Source organism: Acidobacteriota bacterium (assembly GCA_038040445.1).
GTDB lineage: Bacteria > Acidobacteriota > Blastocatellia > UBA7656 > UBA7656 > Onstottus_A > Onstottus_A frigus.
In genome coordinates, this window is the sequence record JBBPIG010000029.1 from 1 (window position 1) to 17,141 (window position 17,141).

The following is a 17,141-nucleotide window of genomic DNA, read 5'->3' on the forward strand; positions in this document are numbered from 1 at the left end:
CCGTGAGGCAGGCAGGCAGGGATGCCTGCGCTCCCAAGGGGGCTTTTTTGTTGTCAATCCAACGGCACTCAGCAATAATCTCTCCCGATTATGTCGCGAAAATCAAAACCAATCTATAAGCGAATTCTGCTCAAACTTTCCGGCGAGGCGCTGATGGGAGAGCAAGGCTACGGGATCGATCCCGCGACCATCACTCGCATAGCCGGCGAAATCAACGACGTTCACAATCTCGGCGTCGAAGTCGCCACCGTAGTCGGCGGAGGAAATATTTTTCGCGGGCTGGCGCTTTCCGCCAAAGGCCTGGACCGCGCGTCGGCCGACTACATGGGAATGCTTGCGACTGTGCTCAACGCGATCGCGCTCCAGGACGCGCTCGAGGGTCAGAACGCGTTTACTCGAGTAATGAGCGCGATAGAAATGCACGAAGTGGCCGAGCCGTTCATCCGCCGCCGCGCGATTCGCCATCTGGAGAAGGGCCGCTTAGTCATCTTCGCCGCAGGCACCGGTAATCCTTTCTTTACAACCGACACAGCCGCCGCCCTGCGAGCGCTCGAGATCAAGGCCGACGCAATACTGAAGGCGACCCAGGTGGACGGCATCTACACTGCAGACCCGGCTAAAGACGATACGGCGACGATGTTCGAGACGCTCACCTACCTGGACGTCATTCAACGCGACCTGCAGGTGATGGACACATCAGCCATCAGCCTGTGCCGCGATCAGGGCCTGCCGATACACGTGTTCAATCTGAACACGCCCGGCAACATAGCTCGGGTCGTTTGCGGCGAACCCGTCGGAACCGTTGTTAGACCTGAAGTCAGGCCCGAAGTCAGAGGTCAGGGGGCAGAAGTGGAATGATCAGCCATAAGACGACACGAGGGACGACCGGCCGCTCGCTGACCTCCCGACGTCGGACTTCTGACCTCTGACTTCTGACCTCTGACTTCTGATGGTGGAGGATTCGGATGGAGATCAAAGATATCGCCAGTGACGCACGCAAGCGGATGGACTCCGCGGTCGAAGATGCGCGAAAGAAGCTCTCAACTGTGCGCACCGGACGCGCATCGGTGAACCTGCTCGACAATGTGATGGTCGAGTACTACGGCGCTGAGATGCCGCTCAATCAGGTCGCAACTATTCACGCGCCTGAGCCGACTATGTTGACGGTCCAACCGTTCGATCCAACGCAGCTAGCCAGCATCGAGAAAGCGATTCGCGCATCGGAGCTCGGGTTCAATCCTTCAAACGATGGCAAGCTTATTCGCGTCCCGATACCTCCGCTCACCGAAGAGCGGCGCAGACAGATGGTGAAAGTCGTTCACGAGATCTCAGAAGAACATCGAACGGCGATCCGCAACGTTCGACGGGACGCCAACGACCACCTGAAAAAGATGCTCAAGGATAAAGAGATCTCCGAAGACACGGAGAAGGATGGGCTCGATCAGATTCAGAAACTCACCGACCAGCACATCACAAGGATCAACGAGCTGTCAGAGCATAAAGAGAAGGAAGTGATGACGGTATGAGCGCGACGATTGAGTTAGACGAACAGCGGCGTAGTGCGCTCGCGAAGTTAGCGCGTCGTCGCAAGCTGCCTTTGCGAAGCGTCCTCGAGCGTGCGGTCGATGAGTTCATCGACCGCGCGGAGGACGAGGATCTGTTAGAAAGCTCCGCTCGCACTGCACGCCAAACTGGCTTGCGAGAAGCGGACGCAGTGGAGATCGTTCGTAGCTGGCGACGCGCACGCAACTAGTCAGGCTGTCTGATGACAAGCCGACGCTCGGAAATCGAAACGTAGAACATCTCCACAACGGTCGCGCGGGCGGGGACAAAGTCCAATCTCTCGGCCCATTCAATAATAGTCACCGCCTTCTCTTCTTCGAATATCCCTTCAAGCCCCAACCCCTGATGCGCTCCGATATCGAGCCGGTACAGATCAATGTGATAGAACCGCAGGCGGCCTTCGTGGACATTGACCAGCGTGAAAGTTGGACTGGTAACGTCGGCTGAAGCGATTCCTAAACCCGCTGCCAGCCCTTTGGCGAAGACCGTCTTGCCGGCGCCGAGGTCGCCTCTAAGAAGAAACACTTCGCCGCCTTTGAGTTGATCGCCGATGCGTCTTGCAAGCGCGAAGGTCTCTTCAGCCGAATGCGTGATGAACTCACCGAATATGGTTTCTGGTTTCTGGTTCGGGGTTTCTGGTTCGGACACCAAGCCGTCTGTCACCTGACCAACCTTTCGGCCTCGCCGCCGACTGAGATGAACGCATCGCCGAGGTGAGTAATGATGTCGGACGCGATCATCGCGCGAGTGCCCATTTGCGAAGCCGCGATGTCCCCGGCAAGCCCGTGCAAGTACACCGCCGCGATTGTCGCGCTCAGCGGATCGTCGGGCTTCTGCGCGACTAACGAGGCGATCATACCGGTCAGCACATCTCCGGTCCCTCCGGTAGCCATTCCCGCGTTACCAGTCCGACTCACGTACACCTGGCCATCCGGCGCGGCGATGACGCTGGGACTGCCCTTTAAAACAAGGACCACGTTGCGATCCACCGCGAACGAACGCGCCATGTCGATGGGGTCCTTTAGAATCTCGGCAATGGGTTTCGAGACGAGTCTTGCCATCTCGCCAGGGTGAGGAGTGAGTATCATCGGCAGCTCGGCGCTCCCGAGCAGATTGTCGGCCCACGGAGCAAGCGAGTTCAATCCGTCAGCATCGATCACCATCGGCCGTTGCCGTTTCACCGTCACAACTCGCATAAACGCGCGAGTCGATTTGTCGGTCGAGCCAAGCCCGGGACCTATCGCAAGAACATCGCGTTCTGCTGCCAGCTCGAGCACACGGTCGGCAGCTTCGCGAGAGACCGCGCCTGCTGACGTCTCGGCGAGCGCTTCGGTCATGCATTCCGACATAACCCGCGATGCAACGATCGGCTGGCATGATTCCGCTGTCGCAATAGTCACCAGCCCGCAACCGGCTCGCAACGCGGCTTCCCCTGCCAGGCACGCGGCTCCGGTCTTTCCGCGCGAGCCGGCGACGATCAGAACTTTTCCGACGTCGCCCTTGTTAGCGTGCGAGCTGCGGCGCGACGCTGAGAGCCACAACTCTATGTCGCGCAGCTCAACCAAATTCAGACGCGATCCCGATTGTTCGATCAGTTCTTCAGGCGAACCGATCGAAGCGATGACCAACTCTCCGCAAAGATCGGCGGCCGGTGGAAAAATGTTGCCGATTTTCGGCGCCGTGAATGTCACGGTCAGATCAGCCTTCACTGCCGGACCGATCGGCTCGTGAGAATCTGAAGCAATGCCTGAAGAGATATCAACCGAGATGACCGGCGCGTCGGTGGTGTGATCGTTGAGAAGGTGAATTGCTTCTTCGAACAGGCCCGAAGCCGGGCGCGTTAAGCCCGTGCCGAATATCGCGTCGAAGAACAGAGCATGTGGATAGGCGGTCGCTTCCGCCCAGAACTGTTCTGCGGTTGTGATCTCCACGAAGCGAAAGTTAGAGCCCCCGGTACTGGCGATATCGAGCGCGGCTTCGAAGTTTGTTCTTGCATCCCCGCTCGAATCTTCAACACGGCCGAGCAACAGCACATCAACCGATGCGCCCTTGTTATGCAGCAGCCGCGCGATCGCAGCTCCGTCGCCGCCGTTGTTCCCGCGTCCGCAGATCACCAGCGAGCGTTTACCTTCGACTTCGCCAAACTTTTTTTCGACGGCTTCGACGGTGCGCTCAGCGGCGTTCTCCATCAGCAGAAGGCCCGGCACGCCGTACCGCTCGGTTGTCAAACGATCAACCTCGCGCATCTCGGCTGCTGACAGGATCTTCATAATTTCAAGTGCTTATCGCGGCTTGATGTCGTAACACGCGAGCGTTCCCTGATTGCGTATGTAGAACCTGCCGCCGCACACGACTGGATGCGCCCAGCTTGGCCATCCCTGATCGGCAATTTGGAATCGGCCGTTCTCTTTGTAGCCTGTCGGTGACGCTTCGGCCAGCCCGACGACGTTGTTCTCACTGAGCAAGTAAAGCAGACCGTCGGCGTAAGTCAGCGTTCCCTTCCCCACGCTGCGGTCGCGCCAGACCATCTTGCCAGTGGCGAACTCGATGCAGGTCAAGATTGCGTTGTTGAATCCGTACAGGTAGCCGTTGAGCAGCACCACGCCACCGTGATGGTTCATCATCTCGCGGCTGAAATAGATCTCTTCGGCTTTAACCTCGCCGCCCTGCGCCTTCAAGCCGAGCAGCGCGCACCCGGTGCCGTAGTCCGACGTATAGAAGACCTTGTTGTCGTGAACGATCGGAGTGGCAATGTTGGCTGTGCGATTTGAAACCGGTTCGTAGCGCCACATCAGCTTGCCATCCGAAGCGCGAACGCCAACGCCTGCGCGCCCGGTGAAACCTACAATCGTTCGCACGCCTCCAATGTCGGCCGCAACGCACGAGGAATAGCCGGCCTCGTCGCTCAGCTCCTTTGTCGTCCAGATGGTCTTGCCGGTCAGCTTGTCGAGCGCCACGATGCAGGCCCCTTCGCCGCCCGGCGTCACAATCAAGCGATTGCCGTCAATAAGGGGGGACTCGCTGATGAGCCATTTCGGATTGCGCCCGCCGAAGTCCTTGAGGATGTTTCGCTGCCATAAAATCGAGCCGTCCGTGGTCTTGAGACAGCCGAGGTCGCCGCTCTCCGCGAGCGCATAGAGCCTGTCGTTTTCGACCGTTGGAGTGCCCCTTGGTCCGGGTCCGCGATCCTGCCCCAAACGCGGGCCGAGCGCAGTCACCCACACGGTCTTGCCGTCGGCGCGGTTAAGACAGAAGACCGAGCTCTGACTGTCCTTCACACCTTGCACGTAAATTCGGTCGCCCTTGATCGCAACTGAACCGTAGCCTTCGCCAAGGCCTGCTATCGACCAGACGACCGGAGGTCCGTTGGCCGGCCAGGTCTTTAGCAGACCCGTTTCCGTCGAGAGGGCGGTTCGATTCGGCCCGTGCCATTGTGGCCAGTCGGGCTGGGCGATTGGTTTGCCCGTAGTGGCATTAGCCACCAGCAAGCTGAGTAACAACGCGAGTCTCATCGTGTATTTCACAAATCCAATTCTCATTCACAAGTTCGAGTGAATTCAAGACGAAAAGCTGCGGCAGATCTCACGTCCCGCGTGACTCGGGCAATGGGATGCCGTTAGCTCGAACCGCCGTAACCAAATCGATTGACTGCTCAACGCGCGCCGAGCAGCTCGAAGTTCTCGCCGCGCAAACCGACGAGCACGCTATCGCCGGCGGGCGTCACTTTGAGTTCGCCGTAGCGTGCGCCTGAATACAAGTCGGCTTGCCCTTCTTGAAAGAAAAACGATTCCGCGCCCAGGCGCAACCCTCCGCGGCGCCGATAGCGCAAGAGTCTCTCGCCCTCCCCGAGCGGCTCGCTACGGTGCATGCGCAGGAAGCTCGCCACATTGTGGTCATCGAGCGTGACGACGATCTGTCCATCAGCGTGGCTGGCTTCAATGGCCTGCGCTGCCGGACCCATCGCGATGTCGTAGCTAAGCGTCATGTAGTCGCCCTGCATCAACGAGCGCGGATCTATTGGGGCAATTCGCAGAAGCATGGTCTGGCCGGACGTAAATACAGTCTGTTTATTCAGAATCAGGGCATTCATCACTCCAAACACCACGAGTGTGACGCCCCAGAAAACAATTCCTCTCGCCGTTGTTAGGCTCACAACATTGCCTCCCGAGCCCACGGGCGGCGGCTCATATACCAACGCGCCGCGAGCAGCACGGCGCCGCTCCCAGCCATAATCCATGACTTGGTAGCGAGGTCTACGTTGAGATCGTAATAGTAGGCCACGATGAACGCAGGCATGAAGATCAGGCCCAAACTCAAGACCACTGCATCGCGTCGCGCGTAACCCAGCACAGCCAGCCCAATCGCCGCCAGTATGCCCGGCGTCGAAACGATGCCCAGCATCACCGTCACCACCACTGCCCAAATAATCGGCTCGCGCCGCAGACTTTCCTTGCCTCCCGCCGCCCATTGATAGAGCCAGATCAAGCCCGCAATCATCACGATTTTGGACGGCCACCAGCGAGTGTGAATCTCCAGGTCAGAAGTTAACGCCAGGTACAGAGTCAGCGGAATCGAGACGGCCAGTGCGTAAGCCATCGGGCGTAGCGCTGATGAGAGCCACCGATCAGTAAACAAGCAGCCGAGGCCGATCGTTTCCAGCAAGATCACAACGTGCACGCCGTGATGCAGATTCGCGGTGATGAGCCAAGCCGTCAGCGTGGCGGTGACTGCCAAACACGACAGAAACCGATGCCCTGAATCTTCATACAAGGCATACAGGACAGCGCACAGAATCGCGGCGGCCACGGGCACGGCTCCAAAGCGTTCGATTTGTTGGTATGCGCCGAACAAGATCATTGAATGACCAGCAATGCTCATCGCCAACGCAAGCTGGGCGACGAAGACCTGCTGCGTTCGACGATGGAGTATGACTGCCCCGGCTATGAAGGCGAACCCCCACGCCAGCAGCGGACCGGGTTTGGAGGAAATCAACTCGGCCATCCCCAGGAAAACCAGAAAACAAATCGCGGCAAACCACGCGCCCACCGCCATCAGCAGCTTGATGTACCACGGCGTGTGTGGCTCGTTGCTTGTGACCGCCAGATGCTGCGTGATGCGCTCGACGCCGGCTTCATCAAGCTGCCCTGCCCTCTGCAAACGGCCGAGGACTTCACCGATAGAGAGAATCTGTTCAGGCATCCGGCTCTCCTTCGATCGCCACGCTCACCGCGCGCAGCCAAAAGGCGACGGCGCTGAAAACACCAATCACCATCAGGCCAAAGACTAAAAACGCTCCAGCCCCGTCCCATCCCACAGTCTTAAACAGCCCGCGCCCAATCGCCGTCAGCACCACCGCGCAGGCCGAGAGGGCGCACATAGTCAAAGACAAGAGATCGCGATCCCGGAAGCGAAAGAACCTGTAGCTCGCGGCGAGCGTCGCCATCAGCAACATCAAGCTCAGCGCGGATGTTTCAAACAAGGATCTCGCTCCTGCAATGAATATCGTGCCGGAGATCGTCAGGTAAATTAGGATCGAACCGAGCAACACCCATCGCAACCAGCGCGGAGCCAGCCAGCTAAGGTTCTGCGCCGCGCCGTATTCTCTAGCCACCAACGCCGCGCCGTTGATCAGCGCCAGCAGCATAAACATCGTTTCAGGCGTCGCTCGCCCGTTGGGCTCAGCCACCTGCGACCAGTAAGCCATAATTCCCACGTTTATGAGTGACAGCCACATCAACCAGAACGCGCCGAAACGCGCGACAATCACCCAGCCGAGTATCAAGAGCGACCAGCCCACGAACAACTCATACGCATCTGCACCGGTCTGATAGACCTGCCCGTACACCGCCAGCAACACTCCCACTAGCAAGCCCGCGCCGAGCAGCAGCACCTGGCCCGTGATTCGATTGAGACCTGCGATCCAGGCCGCCACGATACACGACAACAGCGCGCCTTCGATCACCGCGAACTTGGAGAAGGGACTCATCCTCGCCCAATTGAAAGCGAAAAAGAAAACTATCCCGGCGAGCAACAACGCTGCCCCTAAGAATAACAGCAGCCGGTTGACCCACCCCCACCACTCCTGCGGCGGTAGCATCCACTTGAGGGTCGCGTTTCTGGCGGCGGCGCTCAGATGCCCGGCGGTGAAAAGCCGATGGATCGTCGCCCGATCCACTGGACGATCCAGTGCACCGTGAAACCTCGTATTTTCTTTCTCGTCTGGGGGAACCACCGGAATATCATAGCCTCAAGGGTCACGGAATTCACAGGGAGACAAACAACAAACCGCTCGGTGATCTACGCCTTGTTAGGCATGACCAGGCGCCCATACTCACAACTAAACAAAGTAGCGTTCCGTTCTTGACTGTTCTTTCACACGGGCTCGCCGCGCTTGCACGCACAAGCTGCTCAGTTGCGCGAGGGAGGTACGTTCGGATGAGAGTGCTCACGATCATCAATGGTTCCCGCTCTGATGAGCACCGCGGTTGGGCAAAGGCAGCCGGCCGGCCGCAACCGGCCTTCGTTTAGAGGCGATCACGCGACCGGCATCGCCGACGCAGAACCTGCCCGATACGTGGAACGGCGAGACGGGCGCCAATATCAAATGGAAGGCTCGCATCCCGGGACTCGCCCACTCGTGTGGCAAGGAACTCTGGCGTCTCGGGGGCAGCTCGAAGATCACCGCGCCGACGCCGGTGTTTTCCGATCCTGGCGTGTTATGACTTGCCGACCGGTGAGCAAAAATACCTCGAGCGAATTCCGCATCAAGGGAGCGGCTTCAGCGGATCACCGGTGGCGTCTGACGGGAAGATCTATCTGTCGAGCGAGGACGGGGAAATCTTCGTCGTGAAGGCCGGTCCGAAGTTCGAGCTTGCGGCCACGAATCGAATCGGCCAGCCGCTTATGGCTACGCCGGCGATCTCAGAAGGCGTGATGTTCGTTCGAGCGCAGAATGATTTGTTTGCGATCAGCCATTAACGGTCGCACGCGGCCGTCACATTCGCGTTGACCCGACGTTTCCCTTACCTCGCGAGCCACATCTTGATTGTGCGCGTCACCAGGTCTGAAGCGTCCTGCTGAACGAAGTGCCCCGCGCCCGGAATCGTCACCAGTGTCAGATCCTTCTCGAGCCACTCCCACGTGTTGTTGAGCGCGCCGGCCAGCAGCGCCGTGTCATTCAACCCGTGAATCATCAGCACCGGCATCTTGACCTTCACCACCGGCGACTTGTCTTCGGTGTACGGTTCACGCGGATAGTTGCGCTTGTAGTAGTTGAGCATCGCTTCCAAGTCCGACCGCTTGAACGCTTCGATGTACTTTTTCTTAGCCTCCGGGTCTTTCACCCAGCGGGCCAGGCCCTCGGCGGTCAGCTTAGTGTGAGCGTCGGGCTGTTGGAAGCCTCGCGCGTACTGGCTGTTCTTCTGTTGCTCTGGATTGTTTGCAAGCTCACGGCTGAGACCGCGCGGGTGCGGCAGATTCAGGATGATCAGCTTCTCAGTCATATCCGGCATCATCATGGCGAACGTCCACGCGACGATGCCGCCCCAGTCGTGCCCGACGATGATGGCCTTGTCCTGCTTCAGATGTTTCACCACTGCCGCAACATCGCCGACCAGCAATCGCATATCGTAGTTCTCGACGCCCTTTGGCTTGTCTGAAAGATTGTAGCCGCGCTGGTCGATCGCCACGACTTGATAGTTTTTCGACAGCGCTTCCATTTGATCGCGCCACGAATACCAGAAATCGGGAAAGCCGTGGATCATTACAACGAGCGGTCCCTTTCCAAGACTGGCGTAATGAATTTTCACGCCGCCCGAGTCGGCATAACCATGCTCGACACGCTTCTCGAGATCGGATTCAGCCCGCGCAGTGGCGCCGAGCAGCGCCAGCGCGATGAACAAACAGCAGACGGAAGTCTTGTTCTTCATCGGAATTCTCCTTGGTAGTTGATAGGATCGCAAAACCGTTTGCATATTGACAAGCTCATCGTGAGAGCTTCTCTGTCATTGAAAACCGCAACTGAACACCGACCGTATGGCGGGTCTCGCTGAGCAATCAGCGATAGGTTGTTCCCCCTAACCATGGGGGTTTTTCTTTTTCTACACCTCACGGACAATCCAATGCCGGCGGGCTTCCTGATAGAGTTCCTGGGCGTAGACTTCCCCCTCAATTAGCTAGTCTTGCGCGCTTTTCTTTTGTCGACAACCACGACGCCACCCTTCATCACCCATCTCACGTGGTTGATCACCACGTTGATGTCGGCAAGAGGGTCTCCCTCGACCGCGACGATGTCTGCGTAGTAACCCGGCAAGACCGCACCCAGACTCTTCTCCATTCCAAGCAGAGCCGCGCCGTTTGTCGTGGCCGCCGCCAGCGCCTGTTCAGGTGTCATGCCGGCTCTTATGAACCACCCCAACTCGCGCGTGTTCTGGCCGAACATCGTGAACACCGCATCGGAACCCATCGCGAAACGCACCCCGGCTTTGAACGCGCGTCGCGCGGTCTCGAGGTTGCGCTCAACGTAAGCGTTCAATCGGCCGGCAACCTCAGGGCCATACCCGAATTGATCCCGGTACTCGGCGTAGTAGCGATTGTGGTCGACGGTCGGAACATAAAATGTCCCGCGCCGAACCATCTCTGCAATGGTGTCGTCATCCATATCGGTCGCGTGCTCTACGGAGTCGGCGCCGGCTCGGACGGCATCGCGCGCTCCCGCGGGACCGTAGGAATGAACAGCGATCCGCTTGCCGAAATTGTGAGCCGTATCAACAGCCGCTTTCATCTCTTCAAAGGTGTACGTCTGATTTCCGGAGACATCCTGGGCACTGCCGGTCGAACCGAACATCTTTACCCAGTCCGCTCCGGCGGCTATCTGTTCCTTGGCCGCGCGCGCAACTTCGTCAACGCCGTTGGCTTGCCCTTTACTCGGAGTAGGAGCCACGCTTCGCGAAGCCGGCGAAGCAACGTGCAATCCGTAGCCCGAGACAAACATTCGCGGACCTGTCATTGCTCCCATGTTTATCAAGTCCCGCATCGCGACGTCCGTATACTCCGCCGCGTGAAGATTGCGAACGGTGGTCACCCCAGTCTCCAGCGTTTTGCGAGCATTCTCCTGGGCGAGGAACATCGATACCGCCGGCATCCTCGCGCCGAGTTGACCCCAGGGGCGGGTGCCCGGCGCCTGGTCCCAATAGTAAGTCATGTGAGTATGAACATCGATGAGCCCTGGGATTCCAGTGTAGCGGCTGAGGTCCAGGACTTGAGCACCGGCGGGAATTGAGGAACGGCCGGCGCTGATGACGCTCTTAATGCGATCGCCCTCGACCAGGACTAAGGCATTGGTAATGACTTTCCCGGCGCCGTCAACCAGCTTACCGAAAAGGATTGCCTTGATGGGCGAAGCAGCCCAGGACGCGGGCCACGGGAGCGAAGCAGCTATAAACAACAGCAGACTCGCGTAGACTCTTGCGGCGCGCATAGATATTCCTTTCAGGTTGAAGACGTCCGGCAAACCTCAGGTTGTCACTGTGCCGGCATTTAGGCCGTGAAAGACAGACTGAAGCTTGCCGCTTACGCGAGTGAGGAGAGCGAGCAGTCTATGTTAGGGTGGTGTCGACGTCAACGGTTAGAGCGGTGGAGTGAGGAGTCAAGCTTTGTTTAGCCCAGTCGTTTTACCCACACGTCTCTCTTGCCCAGCAGGAAGAAGACCAGGCCTATTAGAGCAGCGGCGTTCATCAGCGAGAACACATAGGCCAGATTCAACAATCGAACGCGGCGATTGTGCCTGAGTAGCCAGGCCCCCGTCGCTACGCCGGCATAGAAAACCAACTGACCCGCGAGTGCAACTCGATAGAAAAGCGCGGCGGCATTGCTTGCCGGCGTAGCTGCGAGAAAGACATTAGCTGCGAGAATGAGCAGCAGGAAAATCGGAGCTCCGAGCCGCATGAGCTTGTGCGAATAGAATTGGAACAACAGTACGTTGTTTGGAAACAGCAGACGCGGCATCAACTGGCAAAGCTGATAGTTTCCGGTCAGCGTTCGCACCTTGCGCGCAAATTCACGACCCGCGGATTCGACCGCCTTGTCGTGGGCGCGAGCTTTCTCGTCGAAGACCACACGATGCCCGCCGAGCGCAATTCGCATCGGAGTGTACACGTCATCGAGTATCGTGCTCTCGGGAAGCGGCCGCCACAACTCACGCCTCATGGCATAGATCGCGCCGGTTGCGCCGATCGTAGAACCCGAACGGCTCTCGCTCTTGCGAATCCATTTCTCATATTTCCAATACACCCCAACGCCTTCGCCAACCGAGGAGCCGCCGGCGCCGTCCAGCAGCAACTCGCCGGACACTGCTCCGACGCTCGGATCTGCAAAGTTGGCGGCCAGCTCTTTGATCGCGTCGCGCTCAAACGACTGCCGGGCATCGGCGAAAACAATGATCTCGCCCGAAGCCATCTCGACTCCAATGTTCAGAGCCGCTGCCTTGCCTCTTTGTTCTTCATAGCCGAACAAGCGAACGCGATCTGATGTATGCCTTCGCGCAATCTCGGCCGTGGAGTCGGTCGAGCCGTCAGAGACGATGACAATCTCGAGCAGATCGTTCGGGTAGTCGCAGCCCAGGAGATTCTTGATTCGAGCCTGGATGTTGTCCTGTTCGTTGTGGCAAGCGATGACCACTGACACCCGGGGCACGATGTCGGCTTTGATTACCTCGCGCTTCCTCACGCGCCCCAGCAGCCAGACAACGATCGGATACCCCAGGTATGTGTAGAGGATTGCCCCAACGGAAATCCAGAAAAGCGCCTCGATCATGATCGCCCTCGACCTCAACTCACCCAATCAGGCGAGCCTCTCTCTCATGAGGACTAAAATGACGAAGCCGGGGTTATTTCCTAAGAAAAGCCTGCTTAGCCGGACCCTCAGGGTCGCAAGCTGAGCGGGGACCGCCCCGCGGTTGAAATAGTATTCCATTCGAGGCCTGAGTGATGTTATAAGGTTGCGGGACGACTCGACCGCGCGCGCGTCGTTTGACCCGCAGATTGGAGCCCGCCCCTCTCTCGATCAGCTCGAAGCGCTCGAAACGCCTTCTCCCGTCGTGACGAGTCGCCTCCTGACGCACGCTGCTCTCGATTTAGCTTCCTGCCTCCAGAATTGTCTTTGCGAGTTCCGTGATTGCCCCGACGGTTCAGCGCGAATTCTTCCCGGCGAATGTCGCGCTTACATCGTGAAGGACATCGTGAAGAATGGGGCGCGGCCAAAGCGCGCGCCTGCTCTTGGTAGAGTTAGCGCGGGCTCGGTGACTCGCGAAATTTAGGGGGAGAAACGATTCATGATGGAGATTGACTGGTCCGGGCTCCTCGCCGAAGAAGACGTGGAAGGCCTGTGGAATGGATTGTTCCAGTTGGTTTCTCGTCACCCGGCGGTGCGTCCGCTTCACTTCGCCACCGATGGCGCCGCAGTGTCGTCGCAGACCGAGATCAATGCCGACCTTACTCAGGAGCTGTTCCTCGAGCTCTTTCAGAAGCGGCGCTTCGATCACTACGCTAACAACAGCTACAAGAGCGTCGAAATCGAGAACGAACTGGCGCGCATAGAAGTGCCGAACCTGGTGGGTGCGCGATTGCGGAAACGGTATCCTGAGTCATTTCGAATGGCACGGCGGGTGAGCTCACTATTAAAGACCAGCGCGCGCTTTCGGCGCATCGGCGCCGAAGGTCAAAATGGAGCGGATTCGTCATCGGAGAAGAGTATGGCGCGTCGCGGACGACCTTCGAAAAAGGCCAAGCCATCTGCTGAAGAAGCCGCGCGGCAAGCGGCTTCTCTCGAGGACGATGACGATATCGAGACGCTCGTTGTTCCGCCGGCGGACGACCACTCCGCGGCGAAGCACAATGGCAATGGAACTGAGCCTCGCCGCCGCCGCATGGTTAATCAAGTCTTCGGCCTGCCGGAATGGAATGAGTCGAAGCCGCTCCGCGATTCCGGGCACTTCACCGAGCTGATCAAAACGGTTCCTATGAGGAGACGCGACACCCGATTGGTCGGCCGTTCGGGCACGTCGCAGTTGATATTATCGAATCCGGATCTCGAAGATTTGATCGTCGAAGTTCTGGAGGCTATCGACTCGCCTGCCGACGTGCGCACGATTCGTCAACTGGTGCTGTCGAAGATCCCGCTTCAGGACTACAACGTCTCATCGCTCGACGAGGAGATGAGCTCAGCGAGCAATGGAAGCATGATGCGCAGAGAAGCTCGCGACATAAGGGACACTCCCGAAGACGCTCTGCTCCGCGGTGAGCAAGACAAACGGGTCGTTCTAATGGCTGACGAGTTCTTGTCGTCACTGCGCCGCGCCGTGAACAACAACGAGCGGCGTTACACTCGGCTGCTATCCACGCTCTGGCATTGCTACTACAATCCGGCGGGACCTTCGCAATTGGAGATCGCCAGGCTGCTCGGTGTTTCTGACTCTCTGGTAAGCGACAATCGAAGGCTGATCGAGCACGAGTTGAAAAAGCTGAAGCTTTCGGTTGAAGAAGGCCCGATTTTCTCCGAGGCGCTACAGCAGTTGGTAGCTTAAGCCGCTGGCCTCGTTTGTCTTACCTCCATCCCAGACTCCCTCTCCTCTAATCGACAGTCGGTAATTTACCGGGCGAACGCGCCTCTCCAGGTTTGCAACTACGCATCGGATGGGATAGACTGCCGGAAATCCTAGACATTCACAGTGGATTCATGATGGTCGGGAGAAGTGGTCCTCGATTGCGACCGAATAGGGCTCGCCAAGTTCTCGACGCCGAGAATTTGGTGGAATGGCCCTCTCGAAGTGATCGACCAAAGCGGGCACGATCGAATGATTTAGATCCAACTAAGGTCGTCTCCGGCATTCAGCTTATCTTTGAAAGGAAGGAACGCTATGTGGATTCCAAAAGGGCTTAGAGACTTGAAAAAGGGAGTGGACTCGCCGATGCCGACGCAGGTGGTGTCAAACGAGGAATTCATCCCGCGCCGGCAGACTCCGAAACAGAAGGAGGTCGAGTACTTGATCGGCCAGATGGGCGAGGAACGCGCCAAGAAGCTGGGCTTCTCGCGCCGCGCGTTTATGGCCAGTTCGATGGGCCTCGCAACCTGCTTTCTCGCCTCGAACAAGGTGTACGGCAAGTACTGGGATGTGGACGAGGCCGAGACGTGGGAACCCGCAGCCTACGATGAGAAATGGCCCAAGGGCGAATACTTCATCATCGACGTGCAGTCCCACTTCACAAATGGTTACGCGATCCCTGGCTTCCGCGATGCTGAGTTCGTGAAGAACATGGGCTTTCAGCTCAAGAAAGACGCCGAAGCCTACGGCTTCAAGAATTTCGTCAAGGAGATGTTCTTCGATAGCGAGACGGCCATGGTCGTTATCTCCGGCGTTCCCGGCAAAGAGAACCTCAGGGACAAGGACGGCAAGGTGCTGGAAGGCGCGGCTCGCACACCTGGAGTGGCAGGGCGCGTCCTGCCGAGCTGGCTCATGTCTGAAGCCCGCAAACAGATCAATGAAATCGCCGGTTCGCAGCGCGCGCTCAATCAGGGCAACCTCGCGCCGAATCATTACTGGGACAAAGCAACTAACAAGATAGACAAGGCAGCGTGTCTCGAACAGATGGAGCGTGAGTTGAAGGTCTACGGCATCAACTCATGGAAATGGTATTGCCACACTGATCCGGGACAGTCGGGCAATGGCTTCCAGCTTGATGACGACAACGCGCAATGGTTCATCGAAGAATCGCGCAAGCGCGGCCTCAAACTGATCAGCACGCACAAAGGCTATTCGTACCAGTCGCGCACGCTCGGACATCTGGCAAATCCGAAAGACGTCGAGAAAGCGGCGTTGCGCAACCCCGACTTCAACTTCGTCGTCTACCACTCGGCTATAAAACACGGCTTGAATGAGCCGGGCGGTCAGGCGGGGAATTGGCTGGACAAAGACCACAATAACTACGATCCGACGACCGGCGACTTCGAGTGGCACCGCATACTGATGGACATCAAGAAGCGCAATCCGAAGATCAACAACGTCTACTGTGAGGTCGGCAGCTTCTTCAACACGCTGGCCATCATGCACCCCGAATTGTGCATGCACGGCATGGGTAAGAACATCAAGTACTACGGCTCCGACCACGTCGTCTGGGGCACAGATTGTCTGTGGTGGGGATCGCCGCAGTGGGGCATCGACGCTCTGAAGCGGTTCCAGATCAGCGACGAGATGTGCGAGAAGTTTGGCTACAAGAAGATCACCAAGGAAGACAAGGCGAAGATCTTCGGGCTGAACGCCGCGAAACTTTATAACGTCGATGTGAAAGCCAAACGAAAGGCATTACCGGCGGATGCACTCGAGAAGATAAAGATAGCGTACGTGAATGACGGCGGGCAGCGCAGCAACGTAGCGTACGGCTGGGTGCGATCCGACGACTAGTACGCTCCTGTCCGTAGCTTTTCAAAGGTGACTACAGCGGCCCGTCGATTGAGCGCAGTCGACGGGTCGCTGCTTTGACCGTACAGCTATCCGCTGTTGCTTCTTTAAGGACCGGCCATGACTAAGATCAAACATCGCGGGCGCAATACGCGTCATGCAGTTCTCGGGCTTTCATCGCTGTGCGCGATGATTCTTCTGTGCGGACTAAATCTCAAAGCTGGGGGGTTCGAGCAAGCCAAGCCCCAGGAGCCGGCTGCTCCAGCTCCTATCGCGCACTTTCATCATCTACATCTGAACGCGACAGACCCTGTGGCCGCGATCAATTTCTACACGAGCAAGTTTGACTGCGAGAAGGGACGCTTCGCCGCTCTTTTGGACGGCGTCTGGGCGCAGAAGTCGTGGATGCTGTTCACCAAGGTTAGCGCTCCTCCGCCGTGGGAGCTGACTTCGGCCATCTGGCACTTCGGCTGGGGCGCCGAAGACATGAAGGCTACCTATCAGAAACAGCTAGACAGCGGGACGAAGTTCTTCACGCCGTTGACTGATATCAGCGACATCAGCGGCCGCAATCCCGGCGCCACCGGCCTCGTCTACTATGCCTATGTAGAGGGACCGGATCACGCGCTAATCGAGTTGAACACCGCCTCACACCACCGTTTCGGACACCTTCACATGTTCAGCGAAGATCCGGTGTCGGCAGGCGAGTGGTACACCAAGCACTTCGGCGCGGTGCGCAGGGGCACTGCTCCTCCGTCTCGCGAACCGCGCTTCTACCGCGATGTCCAGATCGGGCCAAACGCGTCGCTCATGATGGACAACGTGAACATCATCATCTTTCCGATTGGCTACTCGAAGAAGGCCTACGCGGAGCATTGGAAGAACCAGACCGCCATGTCTTCGACCAAGGGACGAGTCGTCGATCACGTTGGCTTCAGCGTCGACAACCTTGCCGAGACGCTCGAGAAGTTGCGCAAGGACGGTGTGAAAGTGACCGACGAGATCAAAACGGCGGCGGGTGGAAAGATCAAGTACGCCTTCATCGAGGGGCCCGACAAGATTCGAATCGAGCTTGTGGAAGGCCACGCGCGTAAGGAATAGGACCAGCTTTGAGGTTAAATCAAAG

The 17,141-nt window shown here is 58.0% G+C and carries 17 protein-coding genes; 8 read left to right on the plus strand and 9 right to left on the minus strand.

Annotation, left to right across the window (positions count from 1 at the left end):
- The first annotated feature begins 90 nt into the window (after positions 1-90).
- The 3 genes from pyrH (at position 91) to AABO57_24185 (ending at position 1,753) form a co-directional block, all read left to right on the plus strand.
- Positions 91-858 (plus strand): UMP kinase, encoded by a 768-nt coding sequence (gene pyrH, locus AABO57_24175; protein ID MEK6288827.1) that lies wholly within the window; start codon positions 91-93, stop codon positions 856-858.
- A gap of 107 nt (positions 859-965) precedes the next feature.
- Positions 966-1,526 (plus strand): ribosome recycling factor, encoded by a 561-nt coding sequence (gene frr, locus AABO57_24180; protein MEK6288828.1) that lies wholly within the window; start codon positions 966-968, stop codon positions 1,524-1,526.
- Positions 1,523-1,753 (plus strand): hypothetical protein, encoded by a 231-nt coding sequence (locus AABO57_24185; protein ID MEK6288829.1) that lies wholly within the window; start codon positions 1,523-1,525, stop codon positions 1,751-1,753. The genes frr and AABO57_24185 overlap by 4 nt, the downstream gene beginning before the upstream one ends.
- Here the strand turns inward: AABO57_24185 and tsaE are convergent.
- The 6 genes from tsaE to AABO57_24215 form a co-directional block, all read right to left on the minus strand.
- Positions 1,750-2,211 (minus strand): tRNA (adenosine(37)-N6)-threonylcarbamoyltransferase complex ATPase subunit type 1 TsaE, encoded by a 462-nt coding sequence (tsaE, locus tag AABO57_24190; protein MEK6288830.1) that lies wholly within the window; start codon positions 2,209-2,211, stop codon positions 1,750-1,752. The genes AABO57_24185 and tsaE overlap by 4 nt on opposite strands.
- A gap of 11 nt (positions 2,212-2,222) precedes the next feature.
- Positions 2,223-3,833, minus strand: coding sequence for an NAD(P)H-hydrate dehydratase (locus AABO57_24195; GenBank protein ID MEK6288831.1), 1,611 nt, complete (start codon positions 3,831-3,833; stop codon positions 2,223-2,225).
- Between the two features lie 12 nt (positions 3,834-3,845).
- A complete protein-coding gene (locus AABO57_24200; GenBank protein MEK6288832.1) occupies positions 3,846-5,087 on the minus strand; it encodes a PQQ-binding-like beta-propeller repeat protein in 1,242 nt (413 codons plus the stop codon).
- A gap of 128 nt (positions 5,088-5,215) precedes the next feature.
- Positions 5,216-5,716, minus strand: a complete 501-nt coding sequence (locus AABO57_24205) for a GDYXXLXY domain-containing protein (GenBank protein ID MEK6288833.1) — start codon at positions 5,714-5,716, stop codon at positions 5,216-5,218.
- Positions 5,713-6,762, minus strand: coding sequence for a DUF4401 domain-containing protein (locus tag AABO57_24210; protein ID MEK6288834.1), 1,050 nt, complete (start codon positions 6,760-6,762; stop codon positions 5,713-5,715). The genes AABO57_24205 and AABO57_24210 overlap by 4 nt, the downstream gene beginning before the upstream one ends.
- Complete coding sequence (locus tag AABO57_24215) at positions 6,755-7,738, minus strand: DUF2157 domain-containing protein (protein ID MEK6288835.1); 984 nt, start codon at positions 7,736-7,738, stop codon at positions 6,755-6,757. The genes AABO57_24210 and AABO57_24215 overlap by 8 nt, the downstream gene beginning before the upstream one ends.
- A 310-nt stretch (positions 7,739-8,048) precedes the next feature.
- Between AABO57_24215 and AABO57_24220 the strand changes: the two genes are divergently transcribed.
- A complete protein-coding gene (locus AABO57_24220) occupies positions 8,049-8,285 on the plus strand; it encodes a hypothetical protein (protein ID MEK6288836.1) in 237 nt (78 codons plus the stop codon).
- 1 nt (position 8,286) lies between these two features.
- A complete protein-coding gene (locus AABO57_24225; GenBank protein MEK6288837.1) occupies positions 8,287-8,541 on the plus strand; it encodes a PQQ-binding-like beta-propeller repeat protein in 255 nt (84 codons plus the stop codon).
- A 44-nt stretch (positions 8,542-8,585) separates the two neighbouring features.
- On the opposite strand, the gene AABO57_24230 is transcribed toward AABO57_24225, so the two are convergent.
- The 3 genes from AABO57_24230 to AABO57_24240 all read right to left on the minus strand — a co-directional run bounded on the left by AABO57_24230 (position 8,586) and on the right by AABO57_24240 (position 12,375).
- The gene (locus AABO57_24230; protein MEK6288838.1) at positions 8,586-9,491 is read right to left on the minus strand and encodes an alpha/beta hydrolase; all 906 of its coding nucleotides are present in this window, start codon (positions 9,489-9,491) and stop codon (positions 8,586-8,588) included.
- Between the two features lie 242 nt (positions 9,492-9,733).
- On the minus strand, positions 9,734-11,041 hold the full coding sequence (locus AABO57_24235) for an amidohydrolase family protein (GenBank protein ID MEK6288839.1): 1,308 nt from the start codon (positions 11,039-11,041) through the stop codon (positions 9,734-9,736).
- Positions 11,042-11,220: 179 nt separating this feature from the next.
- A complete protein-coding gene (locus AABO57_24240) occupies positions 11,221-12,375 on the minus strand; it encodes a glycosyltransferase family 2 protein (protein ID MEK6288840.1) in 1,155 nt (384 codons plus the stop codon).
- A gap of 517 nt (positions 12,376-12,892) precedes the next feature.
- Here AABO57_24240 and AABO57_24245 point away from each other — a divergent pair.
- The 3 genes from AABO57_24245 (at position 12,893) to AABO57_24255 (ending at position 17,116) form a co-directional block, all read left to right on the plus strand.
- Entirely contained in the window at positions 12,893-14,143 is a 1,251-nt protein-coding gene (locus AABO57_24245) for a hypothetical protein (GenBank protein ID MEK6288841.1), read from the plus strand.
- A 333-nt stretch (positions 14,144-14,476) separates the two neighbouring features.
- Positions 14,477-16,018 (plus strand): amidohydrolase family protein, encoded by a 1,542-nt coding sequence (locus tag AABO57_24250; protein MEK6288842.1) that lies wholly within the window; start codon positions 14,477-14,479, stop codon positions 16,016-16,018.
- Positions 16,019-16,135: 117 nt separating this feature from the next.
- Positions 16,136-17,116 (plus strand): VOC family protein, encoded by a 981-nt coding sequence (locus tag AABO57_24255; protein ID MEK6288843.1) that lies wholly within the window; start codon positions 16,136-16,138, stop codon positions 17,114-17,116.
- Positions 17,117-17,141: the final 25 nt, after the last annotated feature.

What these genes read in the sequence shown, in the direction of transcription:
- AABO57_24210 (MEK6288834.1), bottom strand. Translation starts at nt 6,762, where the DNA reads ATGCCTGAACAGATTCTCTCTATCGGTGAAGTCCTCGGCCGTTTGCAG.
- AABO57_24255 (MEK6288843.1), top strand. Translation starts at nt 16,136, where the DNA reads ATGACTAAGATCAAACATCGCGGGCGCAATACGCGTCATGCAGTTCTC.
- AABO57_24250 (MEK6288842.1), top strand. Translation starts at nt 14,477, where the DNA reads ATGTGGATTCCAAAAGGGCTTAGAGACTTGAAAAAGGGAGTGGACTCG.
- AABO57_24235 (MEK6288839.1), bottom strand. Translation starts at nt 11,041, where the DNA reads ATGCGCGCCGCAAGAGTCTACGCGAGTCTGCTGTTGTTTATAGCTGCT.
- AABO57_24245 (MEK6288841.1), top strand. Translation starts at nt 12,893, where the DNA reads ATGATGGAGATTGACTGGTCCGGGCTCCTCGCCGAAGAAGACGTGGAA.
- frr (MEK6288828.1), top strand. Translation starts at nt 966, where the DNA reads ATGGAGATCAAAGATATCGCCAGTGACGCACGCAAGCGGATGGACTCC.
- AABO57_24230 (MEK6288838.1), bottom strand. Translation starts at nt 9,491, where the DNA reads ATGAAGAACAAGACTTCCGTCTGCTGTTTGTTCATCGCGCTGGCGCTG.
- pyrH (MEK6288827.1), top strand. Translation starts at nt 91, where the DNA reads ATGTCGCGAAAATCAAAACCAATCTATAAGCGAATTCTGCTCAAACTT.
- AABO57_24185 (MEK6288829.1), top strand. Translation starts at nt 1,523, where the DNA reads ATGAGCGCGACGATTGAGTTAGACGAACAGCGGCGTAGTGCGCTCGCG.
- AABO57_24240 (MEK6288840.1), bottom strand. Translation starts at nt 12,375, where the DNA reads ATGATCGAGGCGCTTTTCTGGATTTCCGTTGGGGCAATCCTCTACACA.
- AABO57_24195 (MEK6288831.1), bottom strand. Translation starts at nt 3,833, where the DNA reads ATGAAGATCCTGTCAGCAGCCGAGATGCGCGAGGTTGATCGTTTGACA.